This is a genomic window from Parabacteroides sp. AF18-52 (assembly GCF_003479145.1).
GTDB classification, from domain to species: domain Bacteria; phylum Bacteroidota; class Bacteroidia; order Bacteroidales; family Tannerellaceae; genus Parabacteroides; species Parabacteroides faecis.
Genome location: NZ_QUGR01000027.1, coordinates 17,385 through 31,648 on the forward strand (window position 1 = coordinate 17,385; position 14,264 = coordinate 31,648).

Genomic DNA, 14,264 nt, shown 5'->3' on the forward strand with positions numbered 1-14,264 from the left:
GTCAATCAGTTGCAGCAAAAGTGAATGAATATTTTCGATGATACAAAAGAGACTGTAATATCTCTGAATTTATTCAAAATATAAACCTATCCAATTTAGAAACTCATTCCGTTCATATGAAATCGCTATCTTTGCAGGCAATCAATTAAACTTAGTATCGAATGGACAAGCAAACGACTTTTCCTAAAAAGCGAATGGTAGATTTTGAATCGTGGGAACGTAAAGATAACTTTAACTTCTTCAGAAATTTCCTGAATCCGTGTATAACTATTACGTCAGAGGTTGAATGCTCGGGGGCAAAAGAGAAAGCGAAACAGAATGAGGAGTCCTTTTTCCTGCATTATTTATACGCGATCCTGCGGGCGGCAAATGAGATAGAAGAGTTGCGGTTCAGAGTGGATAATGAGGGGCAGATCCTATGTTTTGAGACTGTCGATGTGTTGTGTCCTATCCGGATGCAAGCAAATGGGAAGTTCTATACGGTGAGGATTCCGTGGAAAGAGGACTTTGTGGCCTTCTATCGGGAAGCGCGTCATATAATCGATTCTATTCCGGAAGACGGAAACCCGTACGGAACCGAAAATGACTCCACCGAAGACCAGCGGTATAGTGTTATCCTGGTGAGCGCAACGCCAGACCTGTATTTTACATCGATGACGCACACGCAGGAGCGACCGAGCGGAAGCAGTTACCCGTTGCTGAACGTCGGAAAGGCCGTCGTGAGGGAAGGAAAACTGGTGATGCCTGTTGCGATCAATGTGCATCATGGTTTTGTAGATGGTGCGCATCTGGCAACATTCTATCAGAAAGTAGAAGCCTATTTACGATAAGCGAATGTCCTTCATATTCCCTTTTCTTATAGTGACGAAAATACCTCCCTTTGCTCTTGGGAAGGGGCAAAGGAGTGTGTCAGAGCCAATCACAACCCATATTCTTCAATCTTCCTGTAAAGCGTAGTCAAGCCGATCCCCAGTAGGCGCGAAGTCTCTGTTTTATTTCCTTTCGTATATTTAAGTACCTTCTGAATATGCATTTTCTCAACGCCGCTTAGGTCAAATCCGGCATAAGCATCTGTTTCTACTGCATCTGTACGCTGTATATTTAACGGCAATGAATCCGGGGTCAGTGTATCGTCATCGGCTATGATCAGGCTGCGTTCTACCACATTGCGAAGCTCACGCACATTCCCTTTCCAGGGATTTTTTTTCAATAAATCAATATAATCCGGAGAGATCGCCTTGATGTCTTTTCCCATCTTGGCAGACAAGGTGGAAACAAAAGCCTTCACATGCAGCGGAATATCCTCCACCCTCTCCCGTAATGCCGGCAGATGGATCTGGAAGACGGACAGGCGGTAGAATAAATCCTCCCGGAAATGTCCTTCGGCAATCTCTTTCGACAGGTCACGGTTTGTAGCCGCTATGACGCGGACATTCACCTTGACGGGGCGGGTATCGCCGATCTTGATGAACTCGCCGGTTTCAAGGATACGGAGCAGCTTGGCTTGCAGGTCGAAGGCCATTTCTCCGATCTCATCGAGGAAGATCGTACCGTTGTCGGCCTCTTCAAAAAGACCTTTCGTCTCTTTCAATGCGCCTGTAAAAGCCCCGGCTTTGTGTCCGAACATATCGCTCTCCAACAGATCGCGGCTGAAAGAAGAACAATTGATCGCAACAAAGGCTTTTCCGCTCCGGGTACTGTGTTGATGGATGGATTGGGCGAAGACTTCCTTGCCCGTCCCGGTTTCGCCGGTCAGGAGGACAGGTACATCGGTCTGGGCAACCTTGCGGGCCAGGGCAATCGCTTCCTGAATGGCTGGCGATTTGCCTACGATGGTATCGAACGAGTATTGTCTGCCGACCGGCGAAGTGGATAGCTTGCTCTGCTGGTAGGCGGCAGAGGCTTTTTCCATCGCCTTTGCGATCAAGGGGAGTATTTTATTGTTATCATCGCCTTTGGTAATGTAGTCGAAAGCACCATTCTTGATCGCTTGTACACCGTCAGGGATATTACCGTGCGCCGTCAGTAAAATAACTTCGGAGAAGGGACGCAGTTTCTTTAGTTCGCTGACAAGTTCCACACCGCTGCCGTCGGGCAAGCAGACGTCGCACAGGATAACTTCGGGTGTATGCTGCTCCAGTTGCTTCAGGCCTGCTTTGCAGGTGGCTGCCTGGAGAACATCGTATCCTTCCAGTCCGATGATCCGTGATAATAAACCTAAAATTTGTTTTTCGTCGTCAATAATCAGTACTTTTCCCATGTTGTCCGGTTTCTGATAACCGTCGCAAATGTACAATGATTATTTTTTTCCACAAGGGGATGCAAAAGAATATATTCAAGGCTATAACAGGTTTATCAGGGCTTGCTTGTTCAGGATCTTCACCTTTCCTCTACCCAGGCTGATGAAGCTGCTGTCTACGAGCTTGCCGATTTCCTTGGAAAGGGCGGGGCGCGTGACTCCGAAGTATTCGGCGAGCTGCACCTGGTTATGTTCCATCTCTACGATATCTTCACCTTCCTTCAGATGGTCGAGCAAATAATAGATGTAACGGCTACGGATGCCACGAAAAGACAAAACACGCAGGCGGGTCATCGTGCATTTGTTGCAACTCGTACTGACGCAAAGGAAATTATGGAGTAAAAGGGGAGTCGTATGCATGACCTTAAAGAATGATTCTTTGGGTATCTTCATCAGAACGACATCTTCTTCGACGGAGAAAGTGGCAGGGAACTGATTCTTTTCAGCAAACACATGCGGAGTGGCAAACGTGCGGGGCGCCTTGATGACCTCTACCCGTACTTCGCCTCCTGAAACGTCGACTACATCTACGTTCAGCTTACCTTCCAGCAATACATGTATGGCATGACAGGGGGAACCCTGGTGGATAATGATTTTTCCTTTCGAATGTTCTTCAATAGTATATTCTATATTCTCCAGAAACTCGTCCTGCATCTTCTGCGTAAAATTCCGGAACAGTGGTATTTTAAAGATATCAGTTATATTCATTCGGCATCGATTTAGTGTCGGAAATGTTCCATACAAAGATAAGAACATTTCCGATACTACAAACTACCACTTGGCAGTAAATATTCTTGGATTAATGTTGATTGACAACCATCCCCAATCCTGCCAGCTGTCTTTGCTGCCTCCCTTGACGGCTTCCATCGTCGATGTTCCGAACATGGTGGAATAGCCTGCGGAGAGCTTCACGTCTTTCATGATCTGCCAGTCGACCTGAAGATCGAGTTCGGAACCCAGGCCGCGATCGAGATCCTTGCCGTTTACAGTGAGATCGCTGGTGATCGAGAAGTAATGATAAGTCAGGGCGAGGTTTACCTTTGAAGAAGCGTTGTAAGCGACCTTTATCTGGTTGTCCCACAAGCCCGGATTTAAGTTGTCCTTGAACGGTGTGGCATAGTAATAATCCATAGCACCGTAGAACTTATGATGCGTTCCGTATAACGGATCGAAAGCCTTGTATTTGGCATCAGGACCGTCCGCTGTGCCTGCACCGCTCAGGTAATCGCTACCGATCCCCATGCTCCACTGCGAATTGAATTTATAGGCGGCATTCAACGCCCATAGAAAAGCGGAAACGTCACGCTTGTTCTTATTCTTTCCTGACTGGTAATAGAAAGTACCGCCGAAAGTCCAGTCGCCCGGCTGATAGTACAGATTCGCACCCATCGTCTGCATGAACTTCGTGTCGGACTTTTGTTCTTTCTGCTCACCGGCTTCCAGTCCGAGATTCATAAATAAGAACGAAGCTTTAAACTCTTTGCTGGCGACGTGCTGGTACCATAGTGTCTGCATGTTTTTGTAGGGCTGCGCACCGTCGGCGTAGAAGGTGCCATCGATTTTAGTTTCGTCGTTCTGGTTGAAGGCGAGGATCAGGTGGAGTTTATTCTTTTTGTTTTCGTAACCGAGTTTGAGAGCGTCGTGGTAACGACCGGCAATGTTCCAGTCAAGCCCGCCAAGGATGCGTTCGTCATCGTAGATCAGGGACTGGCGTCCGAGTTTGGCAAACAGGCCGTAACCGAAGTCCAGTTGTGCCCATGCCTCGTTCAGGATGAAGCGACCGTTCTTATCTATCTGCGGGTCCTGTCCCCAGACACCGACATGCTGTGCGGAAAGGCCCAGCGAGAGATTCTGCCGCTTGTAATTCATAGAAAGACGGGCACGGTTGTTGATAAAGCCTGCCGGTCCCTGCCCTTCACTACGGGGATTTAATACACCGTTGCGGTATTCCGCCCTGGGGCGTATCTGCGCACTCATAGAGAAGGTATTCTCCTTATCTTTGGATGTTTCATTTTCATCTGCTTTCATCCACACCGAGCCTAGTAACAGAAGCCCGGAAAAAACAATCACCCGTTTTTTCATATCGTTTCTATTTAAAGTTAATATTTCTATTTGCTTTTTATTCCATGTTATATACGTGCACGCTGTTTCCCTGTGCTGAAGGCAGGTAATTCACGCCGAACCAGCAAACCTGTAGCAGGACAAAAGCGAACACCAATAATCCGAGAGCAACCTTATATTGTTTGTACCTGTGAAGCCTGAAATGAATGTACAGCAGGTTGCCCAGCCAGGTCGCAGCCGCCCAGGTCTCTTTCGGGTCCCAACTCCAATAATGCCCCCAGGCCTCTTTCGCCCAAAGTGCACCGAACAGCATGCCGATCGTCAGAAAGGCAGTCCCTACATAGACCAGGTTGTCGCAAAGGCTCATCACCTTCCGGTCTATCGGCCTCTTCCACGAGCGGATCAACAGATAGACAGCCACGATCGCCGCCGCTCCCAGCATCGCGTAAGCAAACATATATACTATCACATGCGGTGCAAACCACGGACTCTGCAAGGCAGGCATCAGCGTTTTATTATGTATCTCCGGCTTGAACAGATTAATGCAGATAAAGACAAAAGACAGCACCGTACTGAACGACAATATCCATTTATACCGCCAGCGGATATAAGTAATGATCCCCGCAACCGGCAGGAAGAACGAGTACCACAAGCGCGTCTCGCCCATCGTCCGGAGCGGCGGACGTTCCAACGACATCCACATGCCCACAATGAAAGCCATGAATATCGCCAGTCCGGCAACCGTCCACCCGATGACCTGCCCCGGCTTATTCGTCCGGTAGGCCATCGCCGCACCTATCGTCCAGCAGATAACGGACGGCAAAGCGAAATATATAAAATGACTCCAATCCATATTATTCTGTTTTTGTGTCGTTAGCGGCCGCTTCCTCCTCCTTATTTCCCGGAGCCTGAATGAACAGGCATACAGAGCCGAGCAACAGCATCAGGATGCCGGCGTATACCACCGGAAGCCACGGATCGCGAACCAATTCAAAGACGCTGACAGTGCTCCACTTCCCCTTCGTCTCGTCATAGCTCAGCTGATAAATTTTCCATCCGGCTATGCTGAAAGGCTTGTTGACTTCGATAAGCGCATCGGCCTGCTTCTTGTCCTGCGTATAGACGGAAACTTCAGAAGCAAAGCGTTTCGGCTCCCGACCCGGCATCACCAGGCTGATCTCGTCGTTCAGTTGCAAGGAGACGTACGGGAACATGAAACTGCCGCAACTCACCCAACCGCTCTTCTCCACACCATCTTTCTTATTGCGTACCCTGACAAAGACAGCGGAAGTGGCACCTTCGGAATGAAACTCGACAAAGTTTACCGTATCTTTCCCATGAACACAGGCAGCCATCGGAAGCGAGCGGATCACTTCCACCTCCCAATCCAATAAAGAACCTGATAAAGGCGTCTCTTCCACCAACATGTTTTCAGGATTATTTTCCGGTAACGCATTTCCAGTCGTGTTATCGATAACCAGCAGTTTCGGAGGATATTCATCAATCGTAAAAGATTTCAATTCAATCGCCAAAGGTAGTTCTTTCATTTCCCCGGTCTCATCCGTCGCCCGCCATTCGGGTTGCTCTAAAGGAACCGTCATACGCATGCGCTGCAAATCGCCGTTTCCCAGGATAGCCGCCAGCAGAGTGATGAACAATCCTGCATGATTCAGGATAAAAGGGATATCTTTTTTTCTGAAATGAGCTACTTTACGAATAGTCACTAATCCTAATACCGAAAGAAAGTAAAGGAACAACAACATAAAAGGCCACGAGAGCGTCATCTGCATGAAACCCAACCCAGACAGTAGTCCTCCGTGAGTAACCGTTACGGAGGGAGCCACCTGTCGGGTCAGTCCCATGATGATAACCAAAACCATCCATGCAGTTAAAGACGTAATACTCGCCGTGAGGCTGTAAAACCACTGCAAAGCAGCAGCTTTACGGCTCGCGATATATACCATTATCAAGAAAAACAGGAACAAACCTCCCGTTATAGCATTCAGGGGATACCGGAAAAGCGTCGGATCAACCTTTCCGGCCGTCAGTTGCAGAACCGCTCCGGTAATGAACAGGCCGATACAGATTGCCCATCCTTCCTTATATCCCCAGGGTTGTCTCCACATATCTTTAAATCTTATCAGCCAGACGTTTGTTTGCCTTCGCCTCTTTGATCCATTCCGGAACGATCGTGTTCATGAACTTTTCCTTAGCCTGACGTTCGGCAGCCATATCCAGGCCGATATATTGTTGTGCTTTGTCTTTTGTAGAGATATCCGGCATCGGCACATCGTCCGTGTAACCTAATTTCGACAACACCTTCGATACCGCCAGGCGAGCCTGCATAGTCTTATCCAGACCATTGCCCAAAATACGCTGTATCTCCTGGGGAGCATGGAATGCACCGCCGTGGGAAGCAACACCGAAGTCCCAGCGCCATTGTGCCTGACGAAGCAGTTTCAATATCGGAGCCATCTGATCTTCCGTAGCGCCCTTATCCCAGGCAAATTTAGCTTCTATATGAGCCTTTGCCAGTTCCGTTTCGAGGCGGTTACGCATTTCGTTCGCCTTATTCTGGCGTTCATAAACGTTGTTGCGGAGCGTCTCTTCGCTTTCGCGGTGGCAAACCTGGCAGGTACGGTCGATCATAGCCAGCGGACTCATAATATGATGGTCGCTATATTTCACACCGCCTTCGCTCTTGTAAGGCATGTGGCAGTCGGCACACGAAACACCGCGCTGTGCGTGGATACCCATCATGGAGAGTTCATAGTCCGGATGCTGCGCTTTCAGTATCGGTGTGCGGCTTAATTTATGCGTATAATCTGCAAAACCTTCCTCATCGTAGTAAGCCTCCATATCCTCAACCGTAAAACCTTTATCCCAGGGGAAAGTCAGATATTTGCCGTCCCCTTTGAAATAGTATTCCACATGGCATTGTGCGCAGACCAGCGAGCGCATCTCCTGTTGGGTCGCTTTATTGATATCGCGTCCCTGGCGCTGGAAGGCTTCTATCAAAGCCGGACGGCTGATATGAAGATTCATATTCTCCGACTCATGGCAATCGGCACAACCGATGGGGTTCACGATCTCCGTGCCCATAGAAGCCCATTTTCCTTTATAGAAATTATCGACACCGATAGCCTGCATCATACGCGGGACATCCGGACTTTTACAAGTCCAGCAAGTTGCCGGTTGCGGGCCTTCGTCCGGTGTCATCGGGGAACCGACACGCAAGGTATGGCGCATATCCTCGATCGCATGCATGTGACCACGCGGAGTTGAATAATCTTTCGAGAAAGCATATCCCGCCCAAAGGATCACCATTTCGGGACGCGCTTCGAGTACATCGACCATCTGGTTGCCGTTGAACTGGCTCCGGAAGCTGGTATCGGCAGTCTGCGTCCATGTTTCATATTCGCGCGGATAGTTCGGGGCGAACTTTTCGTTCACCGCTTCAATCCCTTTGATTTCGACCTTCTTGTTATTCATAACGCTGGCAATTTCAGCCCGTCTCTCGTTGATAGAAGCGGCCAGTACACCCAGTACAAAAACGACAGCCATTGTTCCGATAAACAACAACCAGCCCTGCCATGATTTAAGTTTCTTTTCCATATTCGTTGATTTTTATTTTATTCGTTTTACTTAAGCATCTCTTTCAGCCAATCAGGCGTATTGGTTTTCGGGTAAGGAACGATGGCCGACGGTGTCGACGAAAGGCTGTTCGATCCTCCGTGAGGCACTTCGCGATGGCAGTCCCAGCAGGCCTTCCCCTCTCCTGCCATAGCCATTTCGTGGTCGATCCGGCCCGCATTGACAAATTCCGTATTCAATTGCGTATGGCAGCGGATACAGTTGTTCATAATGACTTCGGCACTCTCGTCGATAGCCTGGATCACCTGCGGCTCCCCGCGCATCATAAATACAGTGGCATGACGCATGCCGTCCATTCCTTTGAAGAACCATTTCTTCGCGGCGTTTTCGTGTGGCACATGGCAGTCGTTGCAGGTGGCGTTCCTGCTGTGCGAACTATGTTTCCAGGTGGCATAATAAGGCCCCATGATATGGCAGTTCACACAGGTCGACGGCTCATCCGACAAGTAACTCCAGGCCCTCGATACATAAAATGTATAAAAGCCCAGACCACAGATCGCCCCACTCGCCACAAGCGCAAATAACTTGCTGCGCCGGGTAGGCAGAATCGTGTTTATGATCTCTTTTATCTTCATACAGCCTTAATTAAAGTTTAATTGATTACAAATATCTTAATTCGGATACAAGTAAAATGTAATAAATATTACATTGCACGAAAATTATAGAAGAAATGAGAAAAGTTTTATTCATAGCAGTCTCCGCACTGCTGATGTGCACTTCATGTGTAACGAAAAAGAAATACCTGGAAGCTGAAAACGGGCGTCTCGAAGCCATCGGCCGTGGCAACGCGCTACAGGAACAACTGGTAGATTGCCGGGATACCGGCGACAAGCTGAACGAGCGCCTCGCCGCCCTCCAGCGCGACACGACACGCATGGGCAGCAATATCCGCAATTACCAGACGATGCTCAGTTCGAACATGACACAACAGGAGAAACTGAACAGCCTCCTCAGCCAGAAGATGGAAGAGCTGAACGAACGTGAACGGACGATCAACGAACTGCAGGACATGATCAACGCCCAGAACGAGAAAGTCCGCAACCTGCTGAACAGCGTGAAGGATGCCCTGCTGGGCTTCAGCAGCGACGAACTGACGGTGACTGAAAAAGACGGCAAAGTGTATGTCGCCATGTCCGACAAGCTGTTATTCGAATCGGGCAGCGCGCGCGTGGACAAACGAGGAAAAGAAGCGTTGGCAAAGCTGGCGGAAGTCCTCAACAAACAGTCGGATATAGACGTATATATCGAAGGGCACACCGACAGCAAGCCGATCAATACGGCACAGTTCAAGGACAACTGGGATTTGAGCGTGATACGTGCTACATCGGTAGTCCGCATCCTGACCAAAGATTATGGCGTGAACCCGTTGCAGATCCAGCCCAGCGGACGCGGCGAATATATGCCGGTAGCCGACAACGAATCGGCCGAAGGACGCAGCAAGAACCGCCGTACGGAAATCATCATGGCTCCGAAGCTGGACAAGCTGTACCAGATGTTACAATAATATATATAAATATAAAAAAATAAGGCAGCCGCGAAAGTCTGCAAAAAAGAACGCAGACAACACAAAATACGCAGGGAAATCCAGACCATATTACTCATTAAAAGAATAAATCTGTAAGACCCTGCGTACTTTGCGCCGTCTGCGTTTCCTGTTACGGAAGCCTGCGACGGCTTTATTGTCATGGAAGAGACAGTCGTTTACATAAATCTGAAATCTTTCAGAACCTTCTGTAACTCCTGGCGGGCAAAAAAGATACGGCTCTTGATAGTGCCTAACGGGAGATTCAGTTTTTCAGCTATTTCGTGGTACTTGTAACCGCTTACGAACATAGAGAACGGAACTCTTAAATCATCGTTCAGTTGCTCGATCGCCTTGGATATTTCCTGTATCTGGTAGGAAGAATCGGGAGAGTCGAAACCTGAATCGCTTGTTACATTCAAATTATACAGGTCGGCACTCGAATCGACGATTGTCTGCGTACGTACAACTTTGTGGTAGTTATTGATGAAAATATTGCGCATTACAGTTAAAACCCACCCCTTGAAGTTGACGTTATCAACGAACTTTTCCTGATTATTCAACACTTTCAGTGTTGTATCCTGCAACAAATCCTGGGCATCGTCCCGGTCGGCAGTAAGCATAAGTGCAAAGTTCAGCATGTTCTCTTGCAAGCCTACTAATTTTTGTTGGAATTGGAGTGTATTCATATCATTATTTTTTTGTGTAATTAAAACGATTATCCGCTATTAATCAGCGTTAAATATGATACAAATATAAGAAACTTAACAATACGATTTTCATTCGTTGGCATACATTAATAAATAAGGCGCCATCTTAATATATTTATACTTAAAAGTGCTGATAATGAGCAATATTTACAACTAACGGATCAGTTTCTTCAATAACGCCCCAACCCACCACGGAACAAGGCTTGCAGAAAACGCAAAAGGGTGCACCGCGTCCGACATGACAAAACGGACTGACGGTACACCCCCGATACCGATCTATTGACGTAAATATTTATTTAAAACACCGGACAATGCCTTAATATCGATCGGTTTAGCCAGATGCGCGTTCATCCCCGACTGAAGCGCAAGCTTTATATCTTCTGTAAAAGCATTTGCCGTCATCGCAATAATCGGCATTCGCAACACATCCAAACGCGGGAGCAACCTGATCCTTCGCGTCGCATCATACCCGTTCAGCACAGGCATCTGAACATCCATCAGGATCAAATCATAATAACCTTCCTCCGAACATGACACAATATTTATCGCATCCTGCCCATCAACGGCAGCTTCTACGCTAACTCCGCTCATGCTTAGGATACTGATGGCTATCTCACGGTTCAGTTCGTTGTCTTCGACCACCAGGATGCGCTTGCCGGAATAATCGTTGTTAAAAAAACTAGGCCGAACCTCTTTCTTCACCTCTTTTTCTTCCGTTTTCACAAAAGATTTCAGGGTATTGACCAGTTTCGATCGGTACACCGGCTTGGTCATGCAAGCATCGACTTTCGCTTTCCGGGCTTCTTCCTCATATTCTTCGATGTCGTAAGCCGATAAGATAATGATCGGTATATCCTCGCCCACGATCATTCTTATTCCGTCGGCAGTTCTTAATCCATCTATACCCGGCATTTTCAAATCAAGTATGATGGCAAAATAATATTTATCTTCCTTCTTGTATTTTTGTACCTCCCTCAAGGCTTCATACCCCGAAGGGACATGTTTATTGGCGATACCCAGTTCCGTTAGATGATGGCAGACGCTCAGGCAGGAAAGCTCATCGTTATCTACCACCAGGATCGGACGTTCGTTGGTGTCTATATCTTCAACGGGAGCCTGTTCCCTGTATATCATCGGGAGTATGACCGTGAAGCACGACCCCTTGCCGTATTCGCTTTCCACACGGATCGTACCGCCCATCATTTCGATTATTTTGTAACTGATCGACATGCCGAGTCCGGTTCCCTGAATCGTTGAAACTGCTGTATCTTTGGCGCGTTCAAAAGGGAGAAATATTTTTTCAAGAAATTCAGGTTTCATACCCCGCCCGTTATCTTCAAATACAAACTTGTACATTCCTGTATTGTTCTGGATGTCTTTTTCTTCTATCGTGACATTGATCTGACCCTTTTCGGGTGTATATTTAATGGCATTGGACAACAGATTCATAAAAACCTGTTTGATACGTTGTGCGTCTCCTACAACATTCTCATGTTGCATTTTCGTGATATGAATATGTAAAGTATGCTTTTTCTTTTTTATTTCGGGTTGCATCATCAAGACCAGTTCTTCCAGCAAGACACCTATGTTGATCTCGTCTTTCGATAAAAGCAGCTTGCCGCTTTCGATCTTCGACATGTCCAGAACTTCGTTGATCAACCCCAGAAGCATATTTGACGAGCTTTCGATTTTATTTATGCAATCGAGCACCTTCTCGTCATTACCTATATTCGCTTTGGCGAGAAAACTCATACCTATGATCGCATTCATAGGCGTACGGATATCGTGGCTCATACTGGCAAGAAAATCAGATTTCGCATTATTTGCCTTTTCAGCTAATTGCAAAGCCTTCTGCAATTCGACAGATTGCTTTTTCAGTTGCTTCTGTAATTCATATTGTTCAGTAATGTCAATATAGACAAAGAGATAGATCGGTTCATCATTTTCCCATTTGATGCACGTACCGTTCAACTGCATATAGGTATCGTTACCATCCTTGTCGTTCGTGTGGAAAGTTAAATGGATCGGATCACCTTTCTGCATGGCAGGAAGGTATTTATCGAACAAGACCTCGTTTTCCTCATCCAGATAAAAAAACTGCAAGCCGCTGACAAACGACTTCTCATCGATACCTGTAAATTCTATAAATTTCTTATTGGCTTCCAACAGGATGAAATTTCCGTCCCGGCAGATCTTTTGTTTCGTGACAAAGCCGGGAAAATGCTTATAGGTAATCTTTTTAACGAGTTGTTCCTGCATGCTTTCATCGACATTGGTCATAACAGTATAAGCGATACTTCTCCCATCTACCAGCTGGTCGGTAAATGTAGTCGCCAACTTAACCCATTTCAAACCGCTTTTCACAGGCATCTGGACTACTATCTCATAACCGTTCTGCTGATTTTCGAGAGCTTCATATATTTTATTATTTATCATTTGTGCAGATTCAGGACAGGAGGCCATATATAAATCCGGTCGATTATGAAAAAGAGCCTCGTATTCTTCTTTTTCATATTCGATCAGTTCATAATAAGCATCGTTTGCCCAAAGAAGCGTTAAATGTTCGTCCAGCAAATGCTTGCTGATACTGACCCCCATAAGCTTTGTAAGCATGTTATACTCAAGGTCTATCCTGGGTTGTAAAAATTCGTCATCCATAGAGTAGTTGTTATTTGTTATTATACCCACTGTTTTTGCGGGTTATTATTCAATTTCAGGACGGTCGCCGCCGCTGCCACTATCCGGGAAGGGCGTGTTGCTGACACCGTTATCCAACTTACCGCCAGCCTTGCTGCCATAACGGTCGGAAATCTTGGAGCGATATTCGTCGATCATGGCGTTCCACCAGGTGAATAATTCAAAGTACTTGTCGTTACCGTTGTAGCGAGTGTAGGCGTTCAGTTCGTCCACCAGTTCGTCGTACGACTTGTTTACCCATATACGTGCATTTTCTGTATTCACCGGGCGTTTACGGCTGACATAGACAGACAGTTTTTTATTGATCAATTCTATACATTCGTTATTGATCGTTTTAATGGAAGCTACCTGTTCGGTGAGTCCGAGGGTTGTTATTTTGTCTTTGTAAAGATCGGATTCCAACAATTTGATAAATTGGACCGTATCCTGTATCAAGTTTTCCAGTGACAGGTTACGGACTTTCCTAAATCCGCTGATAGCGGCTACCAAAGAAATCGCTGCCAATCTTTTTTCTTTGATCCGCGATTTTTTATATCCATCGACAATTTTGAAAATCGTACTCCGGTTATTAAGGTTTTCATTTTTTACCTGATTCACCTCAAGGACAAATTCGTTTTTAGAACGTTTTACAATACTATATTCATATTTGTCGACGTTATCTGAGAAAACATCGTAACAAGACTTGACAGAAGTAATGACACCGTCAAGACTATTCATTTTTTGGATGATTGCTTTTGTAGCATCTAATAATTCACCGTTTCTTAACCGCGATTTTGGGAAAGTTTGAATCTTTGCCATAATGGTATTCTTTTTAAGTTTAATAAAAATGGATCGTTTTGTTTTTCCGTAGTACTACAGAATGACGAAAACAATAGGAAAACATCTACCGACCATGTACGGAACAGCAAAAAGTGTTTCTCAACATGTTTCATATGCCATTTGAAGTACAATACATTCTTAGCGATAGTATTAATGTGCGTAAGAACGAATAAAAGTGTGATTTTTATTTCTCCGTACATGGTCGGAGATTGTTTTCTTATCGTTTTTGTCGTTTCGTATCTGGTCGGTGAAATTTCCCCAATCGATTGTTTTTCGTCGTAGTGCCGCGGCGGAAAGTTTCTTTGTATTGCGATTAAATCGTCAAGTGCAAGGAATATTGGTTGTTGTGTTTTTCTTAAATCGACCATGTAGGTTACTCCTAAAGAGCAGATTGTTAATATATCAATATTATTCTGTTAAAAGAATGACTAGCTAAAACGGTCGTTTTTTCTAGTCACTACAAAGCTAGTCAATATCTTTAATAAACAAAGGCTTTTTTGAA

General features: G+C 46.1%; 12 protein-coding genes. 2 read left to right on the forward strand and 10 right to left on the reverse strand.

Going from position 1 to position 14,264, the window contains the following annotated elements; all coding sequences use genetic code 11:
* Positions 1–161 precede the first annotated feature (161 nt).
* The gene (locus DWX23_RS23795; protein ID WP_122376333.1) at positions 162–830 is read left to right on the forward strand and encodes a CatA-like O-acetyltransferase; all 669 of its coding nucleotides are present in this window, start codon (positions 162–164) and stop codon (positions 828–830) included.
* 89 nt (positions 831–919) lie between these two features.
* Here DWX23_RS23795 and DWX23_RS23800 read toward each other — a convergent pair whose 3' ends face one another.
* The 7 genes from DWX23_RS23800 to nrfH all read right to left on the reverse strand — a co-directional run bounded on the left by DWX23_RS23800 (position 920) and on the right by nrfH (position 8,589).
* Entirely contained in the window at positions 920–2,260 is a 1,341-nt protein-coding gene (locus DWX23_RS23800) for a sigma-54 dependent transcriptional regulator (RefSeq protein WP_122376365.1), read from the reverse strand.
* 81 nt (positions 2,261–2,341) lie between these two features.
* Positions 2,342–3,007 (reverse strand): Crp/Fnr family transcriptional regulator, encoded by a 666-nt coding sequence (locus tag DWX23_RS23805; RefSeq protein WP_122376334.1) that lies wholly within the window; start codon positions 3,005–3,007, stop codon positions 2,342–2,344.
* 63 nt (positions 3,008–3,070) lie between these two features.
* Positions 3,071–4,381: an alginate export family protein gene (locus DWX23_RS23810; RefSeq protein WP_122376335.1), complete on the reverse strand. Its 1,311-nt coding sequence runs from the start codon at positions 4,379–4,381 to the stop codon at positions 3,071–3,073.
* 37 nt (positions 4,382–4,418) lie between these two features.
* Positions 4,419–5,213, reverse strand: coding sequence for a cytochrome c biogenesis protein CcsA (ccsA, locus tag DWX23_RS23815; RefSeq protein ID WP_122376336.1), 795 nt, complete (start codon positions 5,211–5,213; stop codon positions 4,419–4,421).
* 1 nt (position 5,214) lies between these two features.
* Positions 5,215–6,486 (reverse strand): cytochrome c biogenesis protein ResB, encoded by a 1,272-nt coding sequence (locus tag DWX23_RS23820; RefSeq protein ID WP_122376337.1) that lies wholly within the window; start codon positions 6,484–6,486, stop codon positions 5,215–5,217.
* 4 nt (positions 6,487–6,490) lie between these two features.
* Positions 6,491–7,975, reverse strand: coding sequence for an ammonia-forming cytochrome c nitrite reductase (nrfA, locus tag DWX23_RS23825; protein ID WP_122376338.1), 1,485 nt, complete (start codon positions 7,973–7,975; stop codon positions 6,491–6,493).
* 26 nt (positions 7,976–8,001) lie between these two features.
* Entirely contained in the window at positions 8,002–8,589 is a 588-nt protein-coding gene (gene nrfH / locus DWX23_RS23830; RefSeq protein WP_122376339.1) for a cytochrome c nitrite reductase small subunit, read from the reverse strand.
* 95 nt (positions 8,590–8,684) lie between these two features.
* Between nrfH and DWX23_RS23835 the strand changes: the two genes are divergently transcribed.
* The gene (locus DWX23_RS23835; RefSeq protein WP_122357286.1) at positions 8,685–9,518 is read left to right on the forward strand and encodes an OmpA family protein; all 834 of its coding nucleotides are present in this window, start codon (positions 8,685–8,687) and stop codon (positions 9,516–9,518) included.
* 197 nt (positions 9,519–9,715) lie between these two features.
* Here DWX23_RS23835 and DWX23_RS23840 read toward each other — a convergent pair whose 3' ends face one another.
* The 3 genes from DWX23_RS23840 to DWX23_RS23850 all read right to left on the reverse strand — a co-directional run bounded on the left by DWX23_RS23840 (position 9,716) and on the right by DWX23_RS23850 (position 13,741).
* A complete protein-coding gene (locus tag DWX23_RS23840) occupies positions 9,716–10,225 on the reverse strand; it encodes an RNA polymerase sigma factor (protein ID WP_122376340.1) in 510 nt (169 codons plus the stop codon).
* A gap of 297 nt (positions 10,226–10,522) precedes the next feature.
* Positions 10,523–12,904, reverse strand: a complete 2,382-nt coding sequence (locus DWX23_RS23845; protein ID WP_122376341.1) for a response regulator — start codon at positions 12,902–12,904, stop codon at positions 10,523–10,525.
* A gap of 45 nt (positions 12,905–12,949) precedes the next feature.
* A complete protein-coding gene (locus DWX23_RS23850; protein WP_122376342.1) occupies positions 12,950–13,741 on the reverse strand; it encodes a DUF6261 family protein in 792 nt (263 codons plus the stop codon).
* Positions 13,742–14,264: the final 523 nt, after the last annotated feature.

What these genes read in the sequence shown, in the direction of transcription:
- DWX23_RS23795 (WP_122376333.1), top strand. Translation starts at nt 162, where the DNA reads ATGGACAAGCAAACGACTTTTCCTAAAAAGCGAATGGTAGATTTTGAA.
- DWX23_RS23800 (WP_122376365.1), bottom strand. Translation starts at nt 2,260, where the DNA reads ATGGGAAAAGTACTGATTATTGACGACGAAAAACAAATTTTAGGTTTA.
- DWX23_RS23805 (WP_122376334.1), bottom strand. Translation starts at nt 3,007, where the DNA reads ATGAATATAACTGATATCTTTAAAATACCACTGTTCCGGAATTTTACG.
- DWX23_RS23810 (WP_122376335.1), bottom strand. Translation starts at nt 4,381, where the DNA reads ATGAAAAAACGGGTGATTGTTTTTTCCGGGCTTCTGTTACTAGGCTCG.
- ccsA (WP_122376336.1), bottom strand. Translation starts at nt 5,213, where the DNA reads ATGGATTGGAGTCATTTTATATATTTCGCTTTGCCGTCCGTTATCTGC.
- DWX23_RS23820 (WP_122376337.1), bottom strand. Translation starts at nt 6,486, where the DNA reads ATGTGGAGACAACCCTGGGGATATAAGGAAGGATGGGCAATCTGTATC.
- nrfA (WP_122376338.1), bottom strand. Translation starts at nt 7,975, where the DNA reads ATGGAAAAGAAACTTAAATCATGGCAGGGCTGGTTGTTGTTTATCGGA.
- nrfH (WP_122376339.1), bottom strand. Translation starts at nt 8,589, where the DNA reads ATGAAGATAAAAGAGATCATAAACACGATTCTGCCTACCCGGCGCAGC.
- DWX23_RS23835 (WP_122357286.1), top strand. Translation starts at nt 8,685, where the DNA reads ATGAGAAAAGTTTTATTCATAGCAGTCTCCGCACTGCTGATGTGCACT.
- DWX23_RS23840 (WP_122376340.1), bottom strand. Translation starts at nt 10,225, where the DNA reads ATGAATACACTCCAATTCCAACAAAAATTAGTAGGCTTGCAAGAGAAC.
- DWX23_RS23845 (WP_122376341.1), bottom strand. Translation starts at nt 12,904, where the DNA reads ATGGATGACGAATTTTTACAACCCAGGATAGACCTTGAGTATAACATG.
- DWX23_RS23850 (WP_122376342.1), bottom strand. Translation starts at nt 13,741, where the DNA reads ATGGCAAAGATTCAAACTTTCCCAAAATCGCGGTTAAGAAACGGTGAA.